Source organism: Neorhizobium petrolearium, assembly GCF_029854435.1.
In the GTDB taxonomy this organism is placed as follows: domain Bacteria; phylum Pseudomonadota; class Alphaproteobacteria; order Rhizobiales; family Rhizobiaceae; genus Neorhizobium; species Neorhizobium petrolearium.
In genome coordinates this window covers 510518-532942 of record NZ_CP123000.1, presented here as the reverse complement: position 1 = coordinate 532942, position 22425 = coordinate 510518, and the positions used below count along the sequence as shown (strand labels likewise).

Here is a 22425-nt window from a genome sequence, read left to right as displayed (position 1 = left end):
GCAAAATGGACATGACGACCACTCGCGGCCAGAACCAGGCCCAGCCCCACGAGACGGACCCGCTGTGGTACAAGGACGCAATCATCTACCAGCTCCACATCAAGTCCTTCTATGACGCCAACGGCGACGGCATCGGCGACTTCAAGGGCCTGCACGAGAAGCTCGACCACATCGCCTCGCTCGGCGCCAACGCGATCTGGCTTTTGCCTTTCTTTCCTTCCCCCCGCCGCGACGACGGCTACGACATTGCCGACTACGCGAATGTCAGCCCGGATTACGGCACCCTGGACGAGTTCAAGGCCTTCGTCGATGCAGCCCACGAGCGGGGTATCAGGGTCATCATCGAACTCGTCATCAACCACACTTCCGATCAGCATCCCTGGTTCCAGAGGGCCCGGCATGCCCTGCCCGGGTCGCCGGAACGGGATTTCTACGTATGGTCGGACGCGGATCACAAATTTCCGGAGACGCGGATCATCTTCCTCGACACCGAGAAATCCAACTGGACCTGGGATCCGGTCGCGGGGGCCTATTACTGGCACCGTTTCTATTCGCACCAGCCGGACCTCAACTTCGACAATCCGCTGGTGCTCGAAGAACTGCTCGGCATCATGCGCTTCTGGCTGGAGACCGGCATAGATGGCTTCCGGCTCGATGCGATCCCCTACCTCGTCGAGCGCGAAGGAACGATCAACGAGAACCTGCCGGAGACGCACGACGTCCTGAAGAAGATCCGCGCCGCGCTCGATTCCACCCATCCGGGCAGAATGCTGCTCGCCGAAGCGAACCAATGGCCGGAGGATACAAGCGAATATTTCGGCAATGGCGACGAATGCCACATGGCCTTCCACTTCCCGCTGATGCCGCGCATGTACATGGCGATCGCCAAGGAAGACCGCTTCCCGATCACCGACATCATGCGGCAGACGCCGGAAATTCCGGAGAATTGCCAGTGGGCGATCTTCCTCAGAAACCATGACGAGCTGACGCTCGAAATGGTGACCGACGAGGAACGCGACTATCTCTGGAACATCTATGCCGCTGACCGCCGTGCGCGTATCAATCTCGGCATCCGTCGCCGCCTATCACCGCTGATGGAACGCGACCGCAGGCGCGTGGAGCTCATGAACGGGCTGCTTCTTTCCATGCCCGGCACACCAGTCCTCTATTACGGGGACGAGATCGGCATGGGCGACAACATCTATCTCGGCGACCGCGACGGTGTCAGGACCCCGATGCAATGGTCGCCGGACCGCAATGGCGGCTTTTCCAAGGCCGACCCGGCGAAGCTCGTGCTGCCACCGATCATGGACCCGCTCTATGGCTACGAAGCCCTGAACGTCGAGGCCCAGAGTGCCGACGCCCATTCGCTGCTCAACTGGACGCGGCGGATGCTGGCGCTGCGCAACAAGCACCCTGCCTTCGGCCGTGGTTCGCTGAAATTCCTGGCGCCCGGAAACAGGAAAATCCTCGCCTATCTGCGCGAATACGATGACGAGACGATCCTCTGTGTCGCCAATCTCTCACGCCTGCCGCAGGCCGTGGAACTCGACCTCGCGCAATTTGCCGGCCGTGTGCCGATCGAGCTTTCCGGCATGTCGCCCTTTCCCCCTATCGGGCAGCTCACCTATCTCCTGACATTGCCGCCCTATGGTTTCTTCTGGTTCCAGCTCGCGGCGGAAGCGGATGGTCCGGTCTGGCGCACCGAGCCGCCGGAGCAGATGCAGGACATGGTGACGATGGTCGTGCGACGCGACCTGCAGGAATTGATCGACGAGCCGCGCCTTTCGAATACGCTTTCGAATGAGGTGCTGCCACCTTATCTCGGCAAGCGCCGCTGGTTCGGCGCCAAGGGTGAAACGCTACGGGGCGCCTCGCTCGTTGCGGCAACGCCGATTCCCTTCGCCAGCAACCTCCTACTTGGCGAACTCGAGGCGGACTTAAGCGGACGCAAGGATACCTACCTGCTGCCGCTTGCCGTCTCCTGGGACGACAGCCAGCCAACGGCGCTCGCCCATCAGCTGGCTCTCGCCCGCCTCCGCCAGGGCCGCCGCGTCGGCTTCCTGACCGACGGCTTCGCGATGGAGAGCCTGGCACGCGGCGTCATCCGCGGGCTCTGTGAACGGTCGGTGATCTCCGGACGTGCCGGAACGCTGGAGTTTTTAGGTGCCGACCAGCTCGACTGCATGAGCGTCGCCGACGACATGCAAGTGCGCTGGCTCTCCGCTGAGCAATCCAACAGTTCCCTGATCCTTGGCGATATGGCGATGATAAAACTCATCCGCCACATCTTCCCGGGCATCCATCCTGAAGTGGAGATGACCCGTTACCTTACCAATGTCGGATACAAGAACACGGCACAGCTGCTCGGCGAGGTGGCCCGCATCGCGCCGGACGGTAATCGATATACGCTGATCATCGTGCAGAGCGCCATCCGCAATCAGGGGGATGCCTGGAACTGGATGCTCAGCAACCTGCGCCGCTCGATCGATGAGGTGATGGTGACCGGCATCGACGGCGACATGGCGGACGAATATTTCAAGCCGCTCGCCGACTTCGTCGCCAAAATCGGCCGGCGGCTGGGTGAACTGCATGTAGCACTGGCGCAACCAACAGACAACGAGGATTTCAAGCCGGTCTGGGCGACCGCCGCTGATGCGGACAAATCGCGCGAGGCGGTGACCACACGGATTTCCGAAAGCTTGTCGATCCTTGCCGATAGTATCGAAGCGCTGGAGTCGGACCTGGCCGCCGAGGCAAAGTCGCTGCTGGAGCGCCGCAATGATCTTCTGCGGCTCGGAGAACATCTTGCAGGAGCCATCGACGGCACGCTGCTGACACGCAATCACGGCGATTTCCATCTCGGGCAGATTCTGGTGGCGGAAGGCGACGCCTATATCATCGACTTCGAAGGCGAACCGACCCGCGATCTCTCCGACCGCCGCGCCAAAGCCAATCCGTTGCGTGACGTCGCCGGGCTTCTGCGGTCGCTCAGTTATCTCGCGGCCTCTGCCGATCTCGATCGGGAGGTTGTGAGCGAAGTGGATGATGTCCGCCACAACGCGCTCGTTGCCCGTTTCACCAAAATGGCCGAGCCCGCCTTTCTGCAGGCCTATTTCGACGCCACGGAAAGTTCGGACGCGTTGAAGATATCCAACGAGGTCCGCGACCGCATCCTCGACCTCTTCCTCCTTGAAAAGGCGGCCTACGAGATCGCCTATGAAGTCCGCAGTCGGCCGCACTGGCTGCCGCTTCCAATTGCCGGCTTCTCGGCGATCGCCTCGAGACTTCTGGAGAACGCCCGATGAGATATGAGCGCTCCGACCTGATGATCGGTACCGTCCGTGAGGGCTTGCAGGCCCTTGTGGAAGGGCAGCACGGCGATCCTTTCTCGATCCTCGGACGCCACCAGTACGGCGACCTTACCATCGTGAGAGCCTTTCTGCCGGGGGCCCTTTCGGTGCAGGTCGTGGAGGCAGATACGAGCAAGGTGCTGGCCGAACTGGAAACCATCCATGAGGGCGGATTGTTCGCTGGCGTGACCGGCAGCACTACGCCCTATCTTTTCCGCATTCGATGGCCGGACGCGGTGCAGGAAACGGAAGACCCTTATTCCTTCGCTCCGCTGCTCGGCGATCTCGACCTGCATCTCATCGCTCAGGGCACCCATTACGAGCTTGGACGAACGCTCGGAGCGATCCCGATGGAGGTCGACGGCGTCGAGGGTGTACGGTTCGCGGTCTGGGCGCCCAATGCCCGGCGCGTCTCGGCCGTCGGCGATTTCAATTCGTGGGACGGCCGCCGCCACCCCATGCGGCTCCGTCCTCAGGCCGGCATCTGGGAGCTTTTCGTTCCCCGGCTCACCCATGGCGAACGCTACAAGTTCGAAATCATCGACGCCCATGGCAATCTGCTGCCGCAGAAGGCAGACCCCGTCGCTCGCGCCAGCGAGGCCGCACCTTCGACCGCTTCGATCGTCGCCTCCTCAAAACCCTTCCGCTGGACCGACGAGGAATGGATGCGCGCCCGCCGCGCCGACCTCATCGGCGACGGTGCCATCTCGGTCTATGAAGTGCATCCCGGTTCGTGGGTGCGGATCACCGACGAGGGTAACCGGGTGCTCGACTGGGTGGAGCTCAGCCAGCGGCTCGTTCCCTATGCCGAAAGCCTCGGCTTCACCCATATCGAGCTCCTGCCGATCATGGAACATCCCTTTGGCGGCTCCTGGGGTTATCAGCCGCTCGGTCTCTTCGCGCCGACCGGCCGCTACGGCACGCCGGAAGATTTTGCCTATTTCGTCGATCGCTGCCATCAGGCGGGCATCGGCGTCATCCTCGACTGGGTGCCGGCACATTTCCCGACCGACGTCTGGGGGCTTGCCCGCTTCGATGGCACCGCTCTTTATGAGCATGAGGACCCGAGGGAGGGATTTCACAGGGACTGGAATACACTGATCTACAATCTCGGCCGCAACGAGGTGAAGGGGTTTCTGATCGCCAGCGCGCTCGAATGGCTGGAGCATTTCCATATCGACGGGCTGCGCGTCGATGCGGTCGCCTCCATGCTCTACCGCGACTACAGCCGCAATGAGGGCGAATGGATCCCGAACCGGTATGGCGGGCGCGAGAACCTCGAGACGGTCGAGTTCCTAAAGCATCTGAACAGCATCATCCATGATCGCTGCCCGCATGCCTTTATGGTGGCCGAGGAATCGACCGCCTGGCCGGATGTGACGAAGAAGCCGGAAGAAGGCGGCCTCGGCTTCGATTTCAAGTGGAACATGGGCTGGATGCATGACACGCTGCATTACATGCAGGACGATCCCGTCTATCGCAAATACCATCACCACGCGATGACCTTCGGCATGATCTACGCCTATTCCGAGCGCTTCATGCTGCCGCTTTCCCACGACGAGGTGGTGCACGGCAAGGGCTCGCTGCTCGGCAAGATGCCGGGCGACCATTGGCAGAAACTCGCCAACCTGCGCGCCTATTACGGCTTCATGTGGGGTCATCCCGGCAAGAAACTGCTCTTCATGGGCGGCGAGATCGCTCAGGAGACGGAATGGAGCCATGACGCCTCCGTCCACTGGGACCTGCTCGACCGGCCGGATCATGCGGGCCTCCAACGGCTGGTCGGCGACCTGAACAGGCTTTACACGCAGGAGCCTGCCCTGCAGTTCGGTGACCTGCATCATGAAGGCTTCGAATGGGCCGTGGCCGACGACGCGGAAAATTCCGTCTACGCCATGTTGCGAAGCGCGGAGGACCGTTCCGCATACATCCTGATCGCATCCAACTTCACGCCGTTGCCGCGGCATGGCTACCGGATCGGGGTTCCTGTGGAGGGGCGCTGGGACGTGGTTCTGAACACTGACGCTGCAATCTACGGCGGCTCCAATTTCGGCCAGGTGGAAGCCTGGACGGAGCGCCAGCCGGCGCATGGCAAGGCCTTTTCCGTATCGCTCGTCCTGCCGCCGCTTGCGACGGTGTTTTTAAGGCAGAAACAGTAGCCGCTCCGGCGTTGCCCCTCATCCGCCTGCCGGCACCTTCTCCCCGTTCTGGCGGGGAGAAGGGATATGCCGTGCCGCTTTCGCCTCAGCGTGACGTAGGCACGTCCCCTCTCCCGCTTGCGGGGAGAGGGTTAGGGTGAGGGGCCAAATAAACCGCATCGACTGGCCTCTATTCCCCCCGCCAGCCGTCCTGATAGGTCACCTTGTCGACGCCGGCGAAACGCGCGATGCGCAGCAATTCAGCTTCCAGCTTTTCCAGTCGTCCGGAGGACGGACGCACACCCTTTTCCAGCCACAACCGCCTGACGTCCAGCGCACCCGTCTTGCGATCGGCCTTCATATCTATGCGCCCGATCATCCGGTTGCCTTCAAGCAGCGGGAAGACGTAATAGCCGTACTGCCGCTTCGGCTCCGGCACGAAAACCTCAATGCGGTAGAAGAAGTTGAAGAGCCGCTGGGCGCGGTCACGATCGCGCAAGAGCGGATCGAAGGGGCTGAGTACCCGCACGCGCGCCGGCGGCTCCGGAATATCGCCGAGGTTGTCGGGGAATCCGGTGAAAGCGAAGGAGGGTCGCGGTTTTCCGCCGTTGGCTGAGGCGATCAGCACCTCCGTCAGTTCGTCACGATGGCTTTTCACCCAGTCCTTGGCCTCGTCCGGCGTCACCAGATCCCAGAAGGCGGCGATCTCGCCGGATGTGGCAAATCCCAGCCTCTTCAGCGCGCTGCGGCAGGCCCAGTCGATGAATTCCTCATGGCTTACGTTCGGCTCATGGTGGTGCGGCGGGATAACCCGTTCCATCAGATCATAGATCTTCTGGAAGTTGGCGCGGCCGGCGATCGCGAGCTTGCCGGTATGCCAGTAATATTCGAGCGCCGTCTTGTTCGGATGCCAGTTCCACCAGCCGCCGGACTTGTGGTCCTCCACCTTCATGTCGCGCGACATGATCGAACCGTTTGCGACGATATGCTGAAACGTTTCTTCGAAGGCTGCGTCGAAACCTTCGCCATGCCATTTTTTCCAGCGCTCGGCGATGATCGGTTCGCGACGGCGGAAGCGATGTTTCCAGTAACGGAAAAGACGCGCCGGAATGATCGACGCGTCGTGTGTCCAGTGCTCGAAAAGGTCACGATCCTTTTCCAGAAGGGCGGTCAGATGCTCCCGCTTGTAGGTCTGGTTGCGCGAGAACAGGATCATGTGATGGGCGCGCTCGACGGTCGCGATACTGTCCACCTGGACGAAGCCCAGATCGTCGATGAGCTGCAGGAGACCTGGCTTGGTGAGCGCGCGGCCGGGCGGCTCGGAAAGCCGCTGCCGTTCGAGGAAGATGTGTCTAGCCTGATCATTCGGAATGAGAATCGCCATAAAGGTAGACTAGGATGCCGCCGCCTGATATTCAATGTTCATGTTTGGTTCCGAATTCCCCTTGCCCATCATCCGGTTTATAGACCGCTGAAAAAGCGAGGATGAGGCTTGGATATCCGGTTCGAACAGGCAGAAGCGCGCTTCGAGGAACGTATCGTGCTCCATCCGCTGACGCTTTCGCTAACCGAGCGGCGCATCGGCGTGATCGGACTCAACGGTTCCGGCAAGACGACGTTCGCGCGCATGATCAACGGTCTGGTAGCACCATCCGCAGGACGCGTGGTCGTCAACGGGTTCGATACAGTGAAGGACGGCGAGAAGGTGCGGGCCGACGTCGGCTTCATCTTTCAGAACCCGCAGAACCAGATCATCCTGCCGATCCTGAAGGAGGATATCGCGCTCGGGCTCAAACCGCGGAAACTGCCGAAGCAGGCGATAGAGGCTGCCGTCAACGGCATTCTCGCCCGTTTCGGCATCGGCCATCTCGCCGGACGCCGGGCGCACGAGCTTTCCGGCGGCGAATTGCAGCTCGCAGCCCTTGCCTCCGTGCTCGTCACCGAGCCCGGTATCCTCATCATGGACGAACCGACCAATCAGCTCGATTTGAAGAACCGCGATCTCGTGGAACGCACGATCCGCGGCCTCGACGAGAATATCATCGTCATCAGCCATGATCTTTCGCTGATCGCCGATTTCGACCGGGTTCTGCTGTTCCATGAGGGCCGGCTCGCTGCTGATGGACTTCCTGGGGGAATTGTTGCCCGATACCGGGAAATCGCCGCATGAAGACGCTCTATGTCGAAGGCGACACGTTCCTGCACCGGCTTTCGCCGCGGGCAAAGCTCCTCGGGCTTGCGGCGATCAGTTTCCTGCTGTTCCTGATCGATGCGCCCGCTTTTCTTGCTGTTGCCGCTATCCTCGGCGCAGGTGCCTACGCCTCGCTCAGGCTCGGATGGCGGCAATCCTGGCTTCGTTTGCGGGTGATCATGCTGACGATCGTGGTCGTTGCGGTTTTTACCCTCTTTCTCAACAGCTCCGGGCAAGCGCTTGTTGTCCTCCTGCGGCTGACTGGGCTGGCGCTTTTTGCCGCAGCCGTCACAGCGACGACGAACATCGGAGATTTCATCGATGAGATCACGCTGGCCGCCCGCCCACTGGAACGGATCGGTCTTGTTCGGGCGGCCGATATCGGCCTTTCGATCGGCCTTGTGATCCGTTTCGTGCCGGAAATCCTGAACCGCTACCAGGCCATCCGTGATGCACACTACGCCCGTGGGTTGAGGCCGGGGCCATTGACGCTCGTGGTGCCCTTGATCATCCTGACGCTCAGAAACGCCGACGAGATCGCCGCCGCCATCGACGCCCGCGGCATCCGGGCACGAAAATGACATCGTCACGAAGTTGAGGTGAAAACCATGAGCACTCGCGATCTTGTTCTGGCTGCGCTGTTCGCCGCCATCATCGTCGCCCTTGGACTAGTTCCGCCGATCATGCTCGGCTTCATTGCGGTGCCGATCACCGCGCAGTCGCTGGGTGTCATGCTGGCGGGTGTCGTGCTGGGCGCCAAAAGGGGCGGTTTCGCGGTCCTTCTCGTCCTGCTTCTCGTCGCAATCGGCCTGCCGGTGCTTTCCGGCGGGCGTGGCGGCCTTGCCACTTTCGCCTCACCCACCGCCGGTTATCTCGTCGGCTGGTTCTTCGCAGCCATCGTCACCGGTTATCTTTCCGAGCGCTTTGTTGACCGCTCGCAGAGCGGCATCGTGCAGATCGCCGGCTTTTTCCTCGCCGCTCTGCTTGGCGGCGTGGTGGTCGATCATGCGTTGGGCATTCTCTATCTCGCCTACGGCATGGGCACCGGGCTTTCGACCGCCTTCATGGGCGATCTCGCCTTCATTCCGGGCGACGTCCTTAAAGCGCTGATCGCGGCTTTTGCCGGCCGGGCAGTCATGGTCGGCTATCCGCTGCTGCCGCAACGGGTCTGATCAGTCCAGGAACTGATAGAACCAATCCCGCAACTCTTCGGGAAGAGCGACCGGCTCTCTGCTTTGCGGATCATGAGCCGTCAACACGACCTCCGCTTCCGCCACGGCCTGATCTTCCCGCACCATATGCACCAGAAAACCTGCGGACTTTCCGCCGATCTTGCTGACGCCGACATGGGTATGCACAAGATCGCCAAGCTTCAGCGGCGAGTGGAAGGTGCAGGTGATCTTGCTCACCGTGAAGATCGGATCGTCCTTGCGGAGTTTGCGGCGGCGCCAGAACTCCGTGACGGCCTCCTCTGCCCGCACGACATAGGCCGACCGGAACATTTCCCCATGCATGTCCACATCGCGGAAGGGCACGCGGAATTCCTGCGATTTGACCGTATCCTTGACCACTACACCCTCTAAGTTGAGAACTTAGCCATGTAAGACCATTCCTTCAATCTAAACAAGCACCGGAACGAAGGCAGGCGGCTTGAAAAAAAGCGGCATCTGCGCCATGTCCAGATCGTCCGCCCCGGATTGCACCTCAAGAGGCCGCCCCATGACCACGCGCCTTTACGAACACCAGATCTTCCTCGAACATCGCACTCCGGAAGGCCATCCCGAGCGTGCCGACCGGCTGCGATCCCTGGCGATCGCGCTTCAGCATCCGAATTTCGACAGGCTTGACCACAGGGAGGCCCCGCAGGCCAACGAGGACGCGGTTCTGCTCGCCCATCCGGAAGAACACCTTCGCGCCGTCATGCGGGAAATCCCCGAAGAAGACATCATTCGCCAGATCGAGGCGGACACCTATGTCAGTCCGAAAAGCCTGCAGGCCGCGCTGACCGCCATCGGCGGGGCGATGGCCGCCGTCGACGACGTCATGTCGGACAAGGTGGACAATGCCTTCGTCGCGGCGCGTCCGCCCGGCCATCACGCCGAAAAAGACAAGGCGATGGGCTTCTGCCTGTTCAACAATGCCGCCATCGCCGCCCGCCATGCACAGCGGACGCACGGGGTCGAGCGGGTCGCAATCGTCGACTGGGACGTGCATCACGGCAACGGTACGCAGGACATCTTCTGGAACGATCCCTCCGTGCTGTTCTGCTCCACGCATCAGATGCCGCTTTACCCCGGCACCGGCGCCGTGGACGAAACCGGCGAGAAGAATAATGTGGTCAATGCGCCGCTCTCACCCAACAACGGCAGCGAGCATTTTCGTGACGCCTTCAAGAGCCGCGTGCTTCCGGCGCTCGAGAACTTCCGGCCGGACTTCATCATCATCTCGGCCGGCTTCGATGCCCATCACCGTGACCCGCTGGCGCAGATCAACCTTGTCGGCGATGATTTCGACTGGGCAACCGGACGCGTCATGGAGATTGCGGGCAAATATGCCAACAACCGGGTCGTCAGCCTGCTCGAGGGCGGATATGATCTTGAAGGTCTGGCCGAATCGGCCGGCATGCACATTATGAGACTGATGAGAGGATAGGAATGACCGAGAACAACGAACCCATCGATGTGAGCGGCTATTCCTTCGAAAAGGCCGTCGCCGAACTGGAAAGCATCGTCGCACGGCTGGAACGCGGCGACGTGGCGCTCGACGAATCCATCGCCATCTACGAGCGCGGCGAAGCGCTGAAGAAGCATTGCGAGGCCCTTTTGACCGCCGCCGAGAACCGCATCGAGAAAATCCGCCTCGACCGCGCCGGCAAGCCGCAGGGCGTCGAGCCGCTCGACGGCGAGTAGTCTCGATTTACCACGAAAGTCGTACGACCCCCGCCATGGTCAGGTCACAAAGCGATTGACGCACCGTGACCGCCTCCCCATGATAGCTGCCATTCGAATGGTTGCCTTGGGAGGAACAAATCGTGATGTTTGGCGTGAAATCCAGCAAAATCAATCTCATGTTCGCCGCGACACTGGCCGTTTCGACGGCCTTTTCGGCGGCCGGCGCGAAAGCTGCAGAATTCATCAACGTGCTGACCGGCGGAACGTCCGGTGTTTACTATCCGCTCGGCGTGGCGCTTTCGGAGATCTATGGCCAGGGTATCAAGGACGCCCGCACGCAGGTGCAGGCCACCAAGGCATCTGTCGAGAACCTCAACCTCTTGCAGGCAGGCCGTGGCGAAATCGCCTTCTCGCTCGGCGATTCCGTCCAGGCGGCATGGGAGGGTAATACCGAGGCCGGTTTCCCCGGCAAGCTGGACAAGCTGCGCGGCATCGCCGCCATCTATCCCAACTATATCCAGGTGGTAGCGAGCGCCGATTCCGGCGTGAAGACGCTTGCCGACCTCAAAGGCAAGAGCCTCTCCGTGGGCGCTCCGAAATCCGGCACCGAGCTCAATGCACGCGCCATTTTCGAGGCCGCCGGCATGTCCTACAAGGACCTCGGCAAGACCGAATATCTGCCGTTCGCCGAATCCGTGGAACTCATCAAGAACCGCCAGTTGGATGCGACGCTTCAATCCGCCGGCCTCGGCGTGGCCTCGATCCGCGACCTCGCCACATCACTGAAAATCAATGTCGTGGCCATCCCGAAGGCGGAAGTCGAGAAGATCGGCGCTCCCTATATTCCGGCCGTCATTCCCGCCGGCACCTATGAGGGCCAGACCGCCGAGGTGGAAACTGCGGCCGTCGGCAACTTCCTCATCACCCATTCGGGCGTATCGGACGAAACCGCCTACCAGTTGACGAAGCTGCTCTTTGAAAACCTGCCGAAGCTGACCGCCGCGCATGCCGCCGCCAAGGCGATCGACCCGAAGAAGGCTCTCGACGGCATGCCTGTGCCGCTGCATCCCGGCGCCGAGCGCTATTACAAGGAAATCGGCCTCATGAAGTGATTTCGGCTTGAGGGGCCATAGCCCTTCATCCGGTCGTCACCACCTTCTCCCCGCCTGCGGGGAGAAGGACTTATGCCGCAACGCATCCACCTCTCCTCGATGGCCCTGGGCACGTCCCCTCCCCCCGCGAGGAGGGAGAGGGTGAGGGTGAGGGGCAACGGAAATTCCGGAGTAACGATGTCCGAATCCACAATACCGCAGCACCAGAACGGGCCGCATTCGGCTGAAGAAGCGATCGAGGGCTTGCCGGCCGGTTTCGGCGAAGGGATCACTGGACGCCTTGCCTTCTGGATCGCATTTGCCTTCACACTCTTCCAGCTCTGGACCGCGGCCTATGGTACACTTGCAAGCCAGATCGTGCGCGCCATGCACGTGGCCTTCCTGCTTCTCCTAGGTTTCGCGCTGTTCGGCAATCTCGTCGCCAAGACCGCAGCCGGGAAAATATGGTTCTGGGCGCTCGGTGTTCTCGGCTTCCTTACCGGCGTCTACAACTGGGTATTCTATGAGGATCTGATCCAGAGAAGCGGATTTCTCACCACCCCGGACCTGATCGTCGGCACCGTGCTGATCGTGCTCGTCTTTGAAGGCGCGCGACGCCTTATGGGACTGCCGCTGACGATCATCGCCGCCATTTTCCTGGCCTATTGCTTCTTCGGCCAGTACATGCCCGGCCCCTTCGTGCATCGCGGCTACGATTTCGAGCAGATCATCGAGAATTTCGCCTACGGTACCGAGGGCATATACGGCACGCCGATCTACGTTTCCGCCGCCTATATCTTCATCTTCGTCGTATTTGCCGCCTTCCTGGAAAAGGCGGGCATGCTCAACCTATTCAATGATTTCGCCCTCGGCCTCGTAGGTACGTGGCGCGGCGGACCTGCCCAGGTCTGCGTCATGTCGTCGGCGCTGATGGGTACGATCTCCGGCTCCGGTGTCGCCAACGTCGTTGCTTCCGGCCAGTTCACCATTCCGCTGATGAAGCGCTTCGGTTTCCGTTCGGCCTTTGCCGGCGGCGTGGAGGCGACTTCTTCCATGGGCGGACAGATCATGCCGCCTGTCATGGGCGCGGTCGCCTTCATCATGGCCGAAACGCTGAACGTCTCCTATGCGGAGATCGTCAAGGCGGCGGTCATCCCAGCGATCCTTTATTTCGGCGCCTGTTTCTGGATGGTTTTCCTCGAAGCCGGCAAAGCCGGCCTCAAAGGCATGAACAGGGCCGAATTGCCGAACCCCTGGGCGGCTGTGAAGGAACACTGGCCGCTCATCCTGCCGCTCGCCGCGCTGGTCTATCTTCTCTTCGCCGGCTATACACCGATCTTCGCCGGCACGATGGGGTTGGCCCTGGTTGCGGTTCTCGTCCTCGGCATGCCGCTGGCGGCAAGCATCGGGCCATTCGCCTTCCGCCTCGTCTTCTGGGTCCTGCTCGGTCTCGCCGCGGCGTCATTCCTGCGCTACGGGGTGAATTTCCTGGCAATCGTCATCCTGGCGCTCATCGCGGGCTGCATTTTCGCGAAGGGCGGTCGGGAGACGCTTGCCCTCTGCCGCGACGCCATGGCTGAAGGCGCCAAGAATGCACTTCCGGTCGGGATTGCCTGCGCCATCGTCGGAATCGTCATCGGCACGCTGACACTGACCGGCATCGCATCGACTTTCATCGGCGCGATCATCCGCATCGGCGAACAGCACCTCTTCCTGTCGCTGGTGCTGACAATGATCACCTGCCTCATCCTTGGCATGGGCATTCCGACCATTCCGAACTACATCATCACGTCGTCGCTTGCTGGCCCCGCCCTGCTCGAACTCGGCGTGCCGCTGATCGTCAGCCACATGTTCGTCTTCTATTTCGGCATCATGGCGGACCTCACCCCACCTGTGGCACTCGCCTGTTTCGCGGCCGCGCCGATGGCCAAGACATCCGGCCTGAAGATATCCATCGAGGCTTCGAAACTGGCAACGTCCGGCTTCGTCGTGCCTTTCATGGCCGTCTATACGCCGGCTTTGATGCTGCAGGATCCGGGAGCCATTGCCGCCGCATGGGGCTATCCGGTCGAGGTGGCTTATCTCTTCCTGAAAGCCTGCTTCGGCATCGCACTTTGGGGAACGGCCGTCGTCGGTTTCCTGTTCGCCCGCATGGTGATCTGGGAGAGGCTCCTTGCCTTTGCCGCCGGCGCGAGCCTCGTGATGGCGCTTCCCTGGACCGATGAACTCGGATGGGCGATCGGCATCGTCCTCGTCGCACAGCACTGGTGGCGGAACCGCAACGCCCCCGCCGCTCCTGCGTTGTCATGAGCCTCTGCATCCTGGCGGGCGGCAAAGTAACAGCGCTCGCCGCGTCGCTCTTTTCGCTCTCCTGGACGCATTCGGTACAGAAGACCGAATGGCGCGAGACCTGGGCCGTGACGGACAAGGGGCTTGAAATCCGCGAGGCCGCCGTCAAGGGCTCCGGCGCCGGCATGGAGCCCGGCCCGGATGCAATCCTTCGTGATGGGTGGTGGGTCTGGCACCCGGCGCTGGCGCCGCAGAAGCGCGTCTCGCTCGCTGCGTCGGGCATGACGCCCAGCGCATGGCGGCTCTGCCATGAAGGTGGATGCATGGAACTGGGGGCGAAGGCGGGGGATGAGGTGGTGCTGAGCGGGTGCCCCTGATAATCAAAGGGAAATAACAGTACGGATTTCGTCGTAACCAGCATGCAATCCGGTTTCATCCTGCTCAATCAGACCAGCCCGGCCCAAGATTTCCACATCTTCATGGACGCGCCGGTAATCCCGGCCAAGGGCTCGTGCCAGAGCCGCCACGCTTACCTGCGGATGCTCATGCAAATAACGCAGCAGCTCCAGCCGCTTGCCGGTCATCGCACTGGAGAAAGCATCCCAAGTGACAAAGGTCAGGTGATCTTCCGAGACCGCCTCGCCTCTCTCCGCCCGATGCCAGGCATCCGCTACGCGTTTTGCGACATTATCAAAGGAGCCGCCGATATGCAGTTCGATATCCTTGCTCATATCTTCTCTCCTCTCAGCACCTCGACATCCCGGCGGAAATCCGCCAGCAATTGCTCGATCGAGACAAATTGATAACCTTCCTCCCGACTGCCATGGTGTCGGTGATCACCCTTGCCACGCTCGTTATCGTAACCGACTAGCCGCTCGCCGGGACGACCGTAGAACAGGGAATATTTCAAGAAATGTTCTGACGGCGGCACCTTCTTCGGCACCCGCCAAACCCTGATCTCCAAAATCGCTCCGTCGCCAAAGACGATGCGTTCACGGATGATCCTCTCAGCTTTCATAGAAGGCTTATGACATACAATGCCATATGACGTCAATCGTCATAGGAGATACGGTTGTTTGTAGTCCCGCTTCCACGCTAGATTCCATTCACATCAGATGGAGACTAGCCATGTCCTTCTTTCCCGGAAAAGACCCGGTCGCGGGTGATGCTTTCGCCTGCGATGCGATCGAAAACCTGATCATCCCGCGCACCAGCGATATCGGCGGCTTTGCCGTACGGCGCGCACTGCCGAGCCGTCAGCGGAGGCTGGTCGGGCCGTTCATCTTCTTCGACCGGATGGGACCGGCTCTGCTTCGCGCTGACGAGGCGCTGGACGTCAAGCCGCATCCGCATATCGGGCTTTCCACCGTCACCTATCTCTTCGACGGCGAAATCAAGCATCGCGACAGTTTGGGCACGGAACTCGTCATCCGCCCGGGCGACATCAACCTGATGACCGCCGGCCGCGGCATCGTGCATTCGGAGCGCACCCCGGAAAACCTGCGCGGCCATCCGCATTCGGTCTCCGGCCTGCAGACCTGGCTGGCGCTGCCGGATAATAGGGAAGAGATCGACCCGACGTTTGATCACACCGGCAAAGAGATGATGCCGCTGATCGATGCGGACGGCATAAAAGGCCGCGTGGTGATCGGCGCCTTCGAAGGCCTCGCCTCGCCGGTCTCGACCTTTACCGATACGCTCTATGTCGATCTGTGGCTTGATGCCGGTATACGCTTTCCCTTCGCGGCCACGCATGAGGAACGGGCGGTCTATATCCTCTCGGGCGAGCTCGTCGTCGCAGGCGACCGTTTCGCGGCTGACCAGCTTCTCGTCTTCCGGCCAGGCGACGCGATCACGCTGGAAGCGGGACTTCAGGGCTGTCACCTGATGCTGTTCGGCGGAGCGGCGCTCAATTCCAGGCGCTATATCTGGTGGAACTTCGTCTCCTCCTCTAAAGAGAGGATCGAAAAGGCGAAGGAGGAATGGCGCACGGGCCGCTTTGATATCGTTCCGGGCGACGAGGAAGAGTTTGTCCCCTTGCCCACAGCCTAAAATCGATTAGAAACCTGTGATAGGACAACTTGAAAAAGCCTGTTTTCTTCTCATCTTGTGGAAGGACAGACTTCCGGACAAGAGCAGAAAAGGCCACAATCCGTGACATCAATGCCCTCCACGCCGTTGCTCGACAAGGTCAATCTTCCTTCCGACCTTCGCGCAATCGATGACCGCGACCTGACGCAGCTTGCACGCGAAGTGCGCGACGAGATGATCGATGCCGTGTCGCGCACCGGCGGGCATCTGGGCGCGGGTCTCGGCGTCGTGGAACTGACGATCGCCATCCACAAGGTGTTCAATACGCCGGACGACCGGCTGATCTTCGATGTCGGGCATCAGTGCTACCCGCACAAGATCCTGACCGGCCGGCGCGACCGCATCCGCACCTTGCGGCAGGAAAACGGGCTTTCCGGCTTCACGCGGAGGGCTGAAAGCGAATACGACCCGTTCGGCGCAGCGCATTCCTCCACCTCGATCTCGGCCGGCCTCGGCATGGCGGTGGCCGCCGATCTTTCCGGCTCGAAGCGCAATGTGATCGCCGTCATCGGCGATGGCGCGATGTCCGCCGGCATGGCCTATGAGGCGCTCAACAATGCCGGCGCGCTCGATGCCCGGCTGATCGTCATCCTCAACGACAACGACATGTCAATCGCCCCCCCGACGGGTGCGATGAGCGCCTATCTGGCACGGCTCGCTTCCGGCCGGACCTATATGGGTTTCCGCGAGCTCGGCAAGAAGCTGACCGCCTATCTCGGCCACGGAATCGATAAGGCGATCACCCGGGCCGTCGAGCATGCCCGCGGCTACGTGACCGGCGGCACCATGTTCGAGGAAATGGGCTTCTACCATATCGGTCCGATCGACGGACATTCCTTCGACCATCTGTTGCCGGTGCTGCGCAATGTGCGCGACAATGCCCGCGGCCCGGTGCTGATCCATGTCGTCACGCAAAAGGGCAAGGGTTATGCGCCGGCGGAAGCGGCCGCCGACAAATATCACGGCGTCAACAAGTTCGACGTCATCACCGGCGCCCAGGCGAAATCGAAGCCGAACGCACCAAGCTACACCAGTGTTTTCGCCGATGCCCTGGTGCAGGAGGCGGGCTTCGACGATAAGATCGTCGGGATTACCGCCGCCATGCCGAACGGCACCGGCATCGACAAGCTGGCGGAGGCCTTTCCCACCCGTACCTTCGACGTCGGCATTGCCGAGCAGCATGCCGTCACTTTCGCGGCCGGCCTTGCGGCGGAAGGCTTCAAGCCGTTCTGCGCGCTCTATTCCACCTTCCTGCAGCGGGGTTACGACCAGGTCGTCCACGACGTGGCGATCCAGGGACTGCCTGTGCGTTTTCCCATCGATCGTGCCGGTTTCGTCGGCGCGGACGGGCCGACCCATGCGGGCTCGTTCGACACGACGTTCCTTGCGACGCTTCCTGGCATGGTGGTGATGGCGGCGGCCGACGAGGCAGAGCTCAAACACATGGTGCGCACCGCCGCCGCCTATGACGAAGGCCCGATTTCTTTCCGCTATCCGCGTGGCGAAGGTGTCGGTGTCGAGCTGCCCGAGCGTGGCCAGATTCTTGAGATCGGCAGGGGCCGGATCATGAAACAGGGTGCGAAGGTAGCGCTGCTCTCCTTCGGCACCCGGCTCAAGGACTGTCTGCTGGCAGCCGAGGACCTCGATGCCGCGGGGCTCTTCACGACGGTCGCGGATGCGCGCTTTGCAAAGCCTCTGGATCGCGACCTGATCCGCCAGCTCGCCCGCCACCACGAAGTGCTGATCACGATCGAGGAAGGTTCGGTCGGCGGCTTCGGCAGCCACACGCTGCAGTTTCTCGCCACCGAGGGCCTGCTCGACAGCGGGCTGAAAATCCGCTCCTTGGCTCTGCCGGACATCTGGATGCAGCAGGCAAGCCCGGATGTTATGTATGCGAAGGCAGGCCTCGATCGCGCCGGAATCGTCTCGACCGTGTTCCAGGCGCTCGGCCAGACCCGGATCGGCGTCGGCTTCGCAGGCTGACGTCGCCGGTCCTCAGTTCCGCTCGCCCTTGATCATCATGTCGAACTGCACGACGTTGGAATAGATCGGCGTGCCGACATCCATGGCATAGCGCGAACGAAAGATCCTGCCGCTGACGTTGAAGGCGATCATGCGGCCGTTCCATGCCGTCAACGTCACATCGAAACTCTCCGACATGCTGCGTCCCTTGGCGGTCAGCGTGCCGGTAATACGGGCGCTATCCGGCCCCGTCTGCTCCACGTGTTCGGAGCGGAACGAGATCGTGTCGAATTGACTGGAATCGAAAACCGCCCCCGAGCGCAGGAAGGCATCGATACGATCCTGGCCGGTCATGACGCTTTCAGGCTTCAGCTCGAAACTCACCATGGAATGAGCAAGATCGCCGGCCTTCAGATTGAAGATGCCGGAAAACTTGCCGAACTTGCCCTTGATGCCGCCGCCGCCAACCTGACCGACGCTGAAGGCGATGCTCGAACCGGGCGTAATGGCATAACGACCGGCGGCCTCGGCAAGGCTCGGAACCTCGACGGCCGACTGGCCGTCCTGTGGAAACGACGCAGCGAAAAGCAATGCGGTGAACAAGACTGTCTTGCGGGTCATGACCGCCACTCCCTGATGGATGTTTTAACTGGATGACGCCGGCCTCCGAATATACGGGTCAGCACATCGTCGTGCCGGCGATAATGGTGGTAAAGCGCGGCACCTGAATGCAGGAACACCAGCGCCAGCGTGGAATAGGCAAGCACGGCGTGGGCCGTCGTCCACCAGGCTTCAGCCGCGTCCGATTTCGGCACCGGCAGATGCGGGACGACGACGAGGTTGAAGGCGAATGTCGGAATTTCCAGGGGCGAGACCGAAGCGATCATCCAACCAGCCAGAGGAACTGCAACCGCGAGCACCAACAGCGCATGGTGCATCATCTTTGCGGCGCGGTGTTCGAGCGGACTCATGCCGGTTGCCGGCCTCACCCGAACCAGCGCCAGTGAATGGATGAGGCGGGTTGCGGCAAGCAGTAGCGCCAGGATGCCGAATGACTTGTGCCACTGGAAAAGCGAGAATTGCAGGCCCGGATCGATGGACGGCCGGGTCATGACGAAACCAAGCACGATCAGGCCGAGAATGATAAGGGCGATCAGCCAATGCAGGATGATCGTAAGGGGATTGTAACGATCGGCAGGATGACGCATGACCGGCTTTCCGGAAATTTCATGCTTCAATCATCCTCCTCAACGAGCGCCCCAGCAAATCGCGAACGATCACGCCGCTTCAACAGTCGCTGAGATTATCGGTCTGCCGCCGCCAGGAAGAGGATGTGCAGGTCTTTTTCTGGAGAGAAATCCTCTGCCTTCATCTCGAAGGTGGTCGGACCGGTTTTCTTGACCCCGCTGCCGCAAAAGCTGACGTAGTCCTGCGGCTGGCCCTTGTCGATCGTCAGCTTGAACTTGCCGATCGGGCCGCTCCAGTTGGCGCCGGTCGTCAGGATATAGGAGACCCACTGCTCGGTATAATTCGGTCCCGACCTGCTGGCCGCAGCCTCGAGCTTCGCCGCCGTCTTCATGAAGGCGCCGTCGATGCAATAGCGTTCGACATACTCCTTATAAGTCGTGCCCGGCTTTCCCTGGTCGATGAAACTCATGGCCACCGTGCCGCCAACGCTCGGCTTGTAACGGTGGCTGACGCGCACCGGTTTGCCGGCCGGAAACATCGTCTTCCACCAATATACGGAGCGAAGGGTCCAGGCAGGCCGCAAGTCCTCCTGCCACCCCTGGCCCGCATCATAGCGATCCACGTAGATGAGACCTTCGGCGATCCACTCGGCCTTCACGTCCTCCGGCAGGCCCTTGAGCGCGGCGAACGTCTTTTCGCTATAGGGGAGAAGCGGAATGTTACGGGCGAGAAGTTCATCGGTGCGGTCGATGCCGGCCGCGATCACCCGCTGCTGCAGTTCCGGCTTGATCTGCCTACTATCCTGCACGACCGAAAAACCGAGGAAATTGTCACTTTCGACGTCGTCAAGGGCGATGTCGCTTTCCAGACTGCCGACGATATCCGGCATCGGGAAGGCGACGACGCTTTCAATATCCTTGTCGCCGGTGTTCCTGAAGACGTAGTCGACCAGCACCTCTTCGCGGGAGATGTAAAGATTTTCCTCCTCCATCGCGACATCGGAAGTCTGGACGTAGGTCAGCCCGCCGGCCCCCAACTCTGCCATCGAGTCATTGGCGAGTGCCTGGGGTGCCGAGAGCAACAACCCGCCAATCAGCAAAGTCCAGCGCATATGATCCCCTCCTGTCTCTTAGGCTGAAAGATAGACCGGATTCTCCAAAAGAGAAGGCAGGCCGGATAGTTCTCCGGCCTGCCTTGAAAGATCGTTCGAAGGAGGATCAGAATTCAGACCACTCTTCCTTCACGGCAGCGACGCTTGCCGCCTTGCCGGAAAAAGCTCTGGCGACGGTGGAGCGCAGCGCATTGGCCGGAGATGCGGCCGGACGGGCTTCCGCCGATGCGGCGACAGGACGCGATGCAGCGGAAGGCGAACCGCCGACGTTGAACTGCCGAAGCAGGGCATCAAGGGCCTGGGCTTCCTGGGCGAGCTTGTGGCTTGCTGCAGTCTGCTGTTCCACCATGGCGGCATTCTGCTGAGTGCCCTGATCCATGGTGTTGACCGAAGTATTGATCTCCTGCAGCCCCGTGGACTGCTCGCGGGTGGAGATGACGATCGCGTGCAGGTGCTCGTTGATCTGCTGCACCTCTCCTACAATGGCCGCCAGTGCTTCCCCGGTCTCGCCAACCAGAGCCACGCCGGCATCCACCTGCTGGCTGGACGTGGTAATGAGCGACTTGATCTCCTTTGCCGCATTGGCCGAGCGCTGCGCAAGTTCGCGGACCTCCTGAGCGACAACGGCAAAACCCTTGCCTGCATCGCCTGCGCGGGCTGCCTCGACGCCGGCATTCAGGGCAAGCAAGTTGGTCTGGAAGGCGATATCGTCGATGACGCTGATGATGTTGATGATCTCGCCGGAAGATTTCGAGATCTGCTCCATCGCCGAGACCGCGCGACGAACCACCTCACCCGATTTCTCCGCGCCGATACGGGCACGCTCGACACGCTGGCCAACGTCTTCGGCACGGCGGGCGGATTCCTTTACAGTCGTCGTCACCTCTTCAAGTGCTGCCGCCGTCTCTTCGACGGAAGCGGCCTGCTGCTCCGTGCGGCGGCCGAGGTCATCGGCAGCGGCGCGGATTTCAGCGGAACCGGCGCTGATGGCGGACGCATTTTCGCCGACCGCCCGAAGGGCTGCCTGCAGCTTGTCGAGCGCCTGGTTGAAATCGGTGCGAAGCCGGTCCAGGCGGCTCGCGAAGGGCTTTTCGAGGCGATAGGCGACATCGCCATCGGCGAGGTTCGCGAGGCCGGTCGCAAGCGAGTCCATGGCGAACTCGATCTCGGCAGCTTCGCGAGCCTTCTGAGCATCATTGGCAAGACGATCCCGCTCGGCAGTCTCCCGCAAAGCGTCCGTATCGTGAGCAAGACGCAGTTTTTCGATAGCCGCATCCTTGAAGACGGCAACGGCCTTGGCCATCCGACCGACCTCGTCGCCGCGGTCCAGAGCCGGCACGTCGATATCGTTATTGCCACCGGCAAGCTGGGTCATGGCCTCGGTCATGCCGACGATCGGCGTGACGATGGCGCGGGAGAGAGCCCAGACAAGTCCGGCAGCGATGAGGCCGGCAAGTCCGCCGCCGATCAGCAGCGTGAGGAGCAGGTCACGATGCGCTCCAGCCTGGGCGTCCTGCAAACCGGTCGTCAGAGCCAGTGCCTGCTTCTTGATCTTGGCCGCTGCATCGCGGAAGCCGTCAAGCTGGCCTTTGGCCTGATTGCGGCCGATCTCGATCACTTCATCGATCGGCTTGTCGGTGTTCTTGCGCGCATCCAATTGCGGTACGGTGAGTTGGGTATGGAAAACATCCGCAGCCGTCCGCATCTCGTCCAGCGAAGCGATCAGGTCGGGCATGCCGGCAGCCGCCGTCCTGGCGGCATCGATCGCGGCGATCATCCTGTCACGATTGTTGAAGACGTCATTATAGGTGCTGTCGCTCTTGAAGAGCAGGAAGCCGCGCTGGTTCACGGCCTGCTCCAGCATGGCTTCCAGCGCATTCTCCACCTGGGTCAGGATGGTCTGCGAGGCGACCTGCTGCGCCGAAGCACGGCTGGATTTCAAGGCCTGCCAATAAACACCGGCTGAGGCCAGGAGGCAGACGGACATCAAAGCTACGAAGGTGGTGATCAGCTTTTTATTGAGGGAGAGATTCTTAAGTGACATGACTACTTTCGCTTTTCTCGGATGACACGGCTTGAGCGTCTCCTCCGCGTGCCAGAAAAGCTCAAGTCGATTAAAA

20 protein-coding genes are annotated in these 22425 nt (G+C 61.2%); 12 read left to right on the top strand and 8 right to left on the bottom strand.

The features are described 5' to 3' along the window. The first annotated feature begins 5 nt into the window (after positions 1 to 5). Both treS and glgB read left to right on the top strand, forming a co-directional pair. Positions 6 to 3308, top strand: a complete 3303-nt coding sequence (gene treS, locus QEO92_RS02705) for a maltose alpha-D-glucosyltransferase (protein WP_227702074.1) — start codon at positions 6 to 8, stop codon at positions 3306 to 3308. Then, the gene (gene glgB, locus QEO92_RS02700) at positions 3305 to 5512 is read left to right on the top strand and encodes a 1,4-alpha-glucan branching protein GlgB (RefSeq protein WP_227702073.1); all 2208 of its coding nucleotides are present in this window, start codon (positions 3305 to 3307) and stop codon (positions 5510 to 5512) included. Before treS ends, glgB begins: the two co-directional genes overlap by 4 nt. A 169-nt stretch (positions 5513 to 5681) precedes the next feature. On the opposite strand, the gene QEO92_RS02695 is transcribed toward glgB, so the two are convergent. Then, complete coding sequence (locus QEO92_RS02695) at positions 5682 to 6875, bottom strand: winged helix-turn-helix domain-containing protein (RefSeq protein ID WP_227702072.1); 1194 nt, start codon at positions 6873 to 6875, stop codon at positions 5682 to 5684. Between the two features lie 108 nt (positions 6876 to 6983). On the opposite strand from QEO92_RS02695, the gene QEO92_RS02690 reads away from it, so the two are divergent. From QEO92_RS02690 to QEO92_RS02680, 3 genes are read left to right on the top strand one after another with little or no spacing between them, the layout of a single operon-like run. Further along, positions 6984 to 7661, top strand: a complete 678-nt coding sequence (locus tag QEO92_RS02690; protein WP_227702071.1) for an energy-coupling factor ABC transporter ATP-binding protein — start codon at positions 6984 to 6986, stop codon at positions 7659 to 7661. Next, positions 7658 to 8263 (top strand): energy-coupling factor transporter transmembrane component T family protein, encoded by a 606-nt coding sequence (locus tag QEO92_RS02685; RefSeq protein ID WP_227702070.1) that lies wholly within the window; start codon positions 7658 to 7660, stop codon positions 8261 to 8263. The genes QEO92_RS02690 and QEO92_RS02685 overlap by 4 nt, the downstream gene beginning before the upstream one ends. Before the next feature lie 27 nt (positions 8264 to 8290). Then, positions 8291 to 8854: a biotin transporter BioY gene (locus QEO92_RS02680; RefSeq protein ID WP_037158196.1), complete on the top strand. Its 564-nt coding sequence runs from the start codon at positions 8291 to 8293 to the stop codon at positions 8852 to 8854. Here the strand turns inward: QEO92_RS02680 and QEO92_RS02675 are convergent, their stop codons facing one another. After that, positions 8855 to 9253: an acyl-CoA thioesterase gene (locus QEO92_RS02675; RefSeq protein WP_037158199.1), complete on the bottom strand. Its 399-nt coding sequence runs from the start codon at positions 9251 to 9253 to the stop codon at positions 8855 to 8857. Between the two features lie 148 nt (positions 9254 to 9401). On the opposite strand from QEO92_RS02675, the gene QEO92_RS02670 reads away from it, so the two are divergent. From QEO92_RS02670 to QEO92_RS02650, 5 genes are all read left to right on the top strand, one after another. Beyond that, complete coding sequence (locus QEO92_RS02670) at positions 9402 to 10334, top strand: histone deacetylase family protein (protein ID WP_227702069.1); 933 nt, start codon at positions 9402 to 9404, stop codon at positions 10332 to 10334. Positions 10335 to 10336: 2 nt separating this feature from the next. After that, positions 10337 to 10591 (top strand): exodeoxyribonuclease VII small subunit, encoded by a 255-nt coding sequence (locus tag QEO92_RS02665; protein WP_210049403.1) that lies wholly within the window; start codon positions 10337 to 10339, stop codon positions 10589 to 10591. Between the two features lie 158 nt (positions 10592 to 10749). Continuing rightward, entirely contained in the window at positions 10750 to 11685 is a 936-nt protein-coding gene (locus QEO92_RS02660) for a TAXI family TRAP transporter solute-binding subunit (RefSeq protein WP_227705071.1), read from the top strand. Positions 11686 to 11862: 177 nt separating this feature from the next. Next, on the top strand, positions 11863 to 13974 hold the full coding sequence (locus tag QEO92_RS02655) for a TRAP transporter permease (protein WP_227702068.1): 2112 nt from the start codon (positions 11863 to 11865) through the stop codon (positions 13972 to 13974). Then, complete coding sequence (locus QEO92_RS02650; protein ID WP_037158225.1) at positions 13971 to 14330, top strand: DUF1850 domain-containing protein; 360 nt, start codon at positions 13971 to 13973, stop codon at positions 14328 to 14330. The genes QEO92_RS02655 and QEO92_RS02650 overlap by 4 nt, the downstream gene beginning before the upstream one ends. Positions 14331 to 14333: 3 nt before the next feature. Here QEO92_RS02650 and QEO92_RS02645 read toward each other — a convergent pair whose 3' ends face one another. Then, the gene (locus QEO92_RS02645; RefSeq protein ID WP_037158228.1) at positions 14334 to 14684 is read right to left on the bottom strand and encodes an HVO_A0114 family putative DNA-binding protein; all 351 of its coding nucleotides are present in this window, start codon (positions 14682 to 14684) and stop codon (positions 14334 to 14336) included. Beyond that, positions 14681 to 14971: a toxin-antitoxin system TumE family protein gene (locus tag QEO92_RS02640; RefSeq protein WP_037158232.1), complete on the bottom strand. Its 291-nt coding sequence runs from the start codon at positions 14969 to 14971 to the stop codon at positions 14681 to 14683. The genes QEO92_RS02645 and QEO92_RS02640 overlap by 4 nt, the downstream gene beginning before the upstream one ends. A gap of 110 nt (positions 14972 to 15081) precedes the next feature. Between QEO92_RS02640 and QEO92_RS02635 the strand changes: the two genes are divergently transcribed. Together QEO92_RS02635 and dxs are read left to right on the top strand one after the other, a co-directional pair. After that, positions 15082 to 16005: a pirin family protein gene (locus tag QEO92_RS02635; RefSeq protein ID WP_227702067.1), complete on the top strand. Its 924-nt coding sequence runs from the start codon at positions 15082 to 15084 to the stop codon at positions 16003 to 16005. Positions 16006 to 16107: 102 nt separating this feature from the next. Continuing rightward, positions 16108 to 18027: a 1-deoxy-D-xylulose-5-phosphate synthase gene (dxs, locus tag QEO92_RS02630; protein ID WP_227702066.1), complete on the top strand. Its 1920-nt coding sequence runs from the start codon at positions 16108 to 16110 to the stop codon at positions 18025 to 18027. Positions 18028 to 18039: 12 nt separating this feature from the next. Here dxs and QEO92_RS02625 read toward each other — a convergent pair whose 3' ends face one another. The 4 genes from QEO92_RS02625 to QEO92_RS02610 all read right to left on the bottom strand — a co-directional run bounded on the left by QEO92_RS02625 (position 18040) and on the right by QEO92_RS02610 (position 22349). Continuing rightward, positions 18040 to 18627 carry a YceI family protein gene (locus tag QEO92_RS02625; protein WP_227702065.1) on the bottom strand — a complete coding sequence of 196 codons (588 nt, stop codon included), beginning with the start codon at positions 18625 to 18627 and terminating at the stop codon, positions 18040 to 18042. Further along, the gene (locus QEO92_RS02620; RefSeq protein ID WP_227702064.1) at positions 18624 to 19244 is read right to left on the bottom strand and encodes a cytochrome b; all 621 of its coding nucleotides are present in this window, start codon (positions 19242 to 19244) and stop codon (positions 18624 to 18626) included. Before QEO92_RS02620 ends, QEO92_RS02625 begins: the two co-directional genes overlap by 4 nt. 65 nt (positions 19245 to 19309) lie before the next feature. Beyond that, positions 19310 to 20305, bottom strand: coding sequence for a DUF4424 domain-containing protein (locus tag QEO92_RS02615; RefSeq protein ID WP_227702063.1), 996 nt, complete (start codon positions 20303 to 20305; stop codon positions 19310 to 19312). Between the two features lie 106 nt (positions 20306 to 20411). Then, entirely contained in the window at positions 20412 to 22349 is a 1938-nt protein-coding gene (locus QEO92_RS02610; protein WP_227702062.1) for a methyl-accepting chemotaxis protein, read from the bottom strand. Between the last annotated feature and the right edge of the window lie 76 nt (positions 22350 to 22425).

Excerpts from the sequence above, each read along its gene's own strand:
- treS (WP_227702074.1), top strand. The coding sequence starts at position 6 with ATGGACATGACGACCACTCGCGGCCAGAACCAGGCCCAGCCCCACGAG.
- QEO92_RS02685 (WP_227702070.1), top strand. The coding sequence starts at position 7,658 with ATGAAGACGCTCTATGTCGAAGGCGACACGTTCCTGCACCGGCTTTCG.
- QEO92_RS02660 (WP_227705071.1), top strand. The coding sequence starts at position 10,750 with ATGTTCGCCGCGACACTGGCCGTTTCGACGGCCTTTTCGGCGGCCGGC.
- QEO92_RS02640 (WP_037158232.1), bottom strand. The coding sequence starts at position 14,971 with ATGAAAGCTGAGAGGATCATCCGTGAACGCATCGTCTTTGGCGACGGA.
- QEO92_RS02670 (WP_227702069.1), top strand. The coding sequence starts at position 9,402 with ATGACCACGCGCCTTTACGAACACCAGATCTTCCTCGAACATCGCACT.
- QEO92_RS02695 (WP_227702072.1), bottom strand. The coding sequence starts at position 6,875 with ATGGCGATTCTCATTCCGAATGATCAGGCTAGACACATCTTCCTCGAA.
- QEO92_RS02680 (WP_037158196.1), top strand. The coding sequence starts at position 8,291 with ATGAGCACTCGCGATCTTGTTCTGGCTGCGCTGTTCGCCGCCATCATC.
- QEO92_RS02615 (WP_227702063.1), bottom strand. The coding sequence starts at position 20,305 with ATGCGCTGGACTTTGCTGATTGGCGGGTTGTTGCTCTCGGCACCCCAG.
- QEO92_RS02665 (WP_210049403.1), top strand. The coding sequence starts at position 10,337 with ATGACCGAGAACAACGAACCCATCGATGTGAGCGGCTATTCCTTCGAA.
- QEO92_RS02645 (WP_037158228.1), bottom strand. The coding sequence starts at position 14,684 with ATGAGCAAGGATATCGAACTGCATATCGGCGGCTCCTTTGATAATGTC.
- QEO92_RS02610 (WP_227702062.1), bottom strand. The coding sequence starts at position 22,349 with ATGTCACTTAAGAATCTCTCCCTCAATAAAAAGCTGATCACCACCTTC.
- QEO92_RS02635 (WP_227702067.1), top strand. The coding sequence starts at position 15,082 with ATGTCCTTCTTTCCCGGAAAAGACCCGGTCGCGGGTGATGCTTTCGCC.
- QEO92_RS02625 (WP_227702065.1), bottom strand. The coding sequence starts at position 18,627 with ATGACCCGCAAGACAGTCTTGTTCACCGCATTGCTTTTCGCTGCGTCG.
- QEO92_RS02650 (WP_037158225.1), top strand. The coding sequence starts at position 13,971 with ATGAGCCTCTGCATCCTGGCGGGCGGCAAAGTAACAGCGCTCGCCGCG.
- glgB (WP_227702073.1), top strand. The coding sequence starts at position 3,305 with ATGAGATATGAGCGCTCCGACCTGATGATCGGTACCGTCCGTGAGGGC.
- QEO92_RS02655 (WP_227702068.1), top strand. The coding sequence starts at position 11,863 with ATGTCCGAATCCACAATACCGCAGCACCAGAACGGGCCGCATTCGGCT.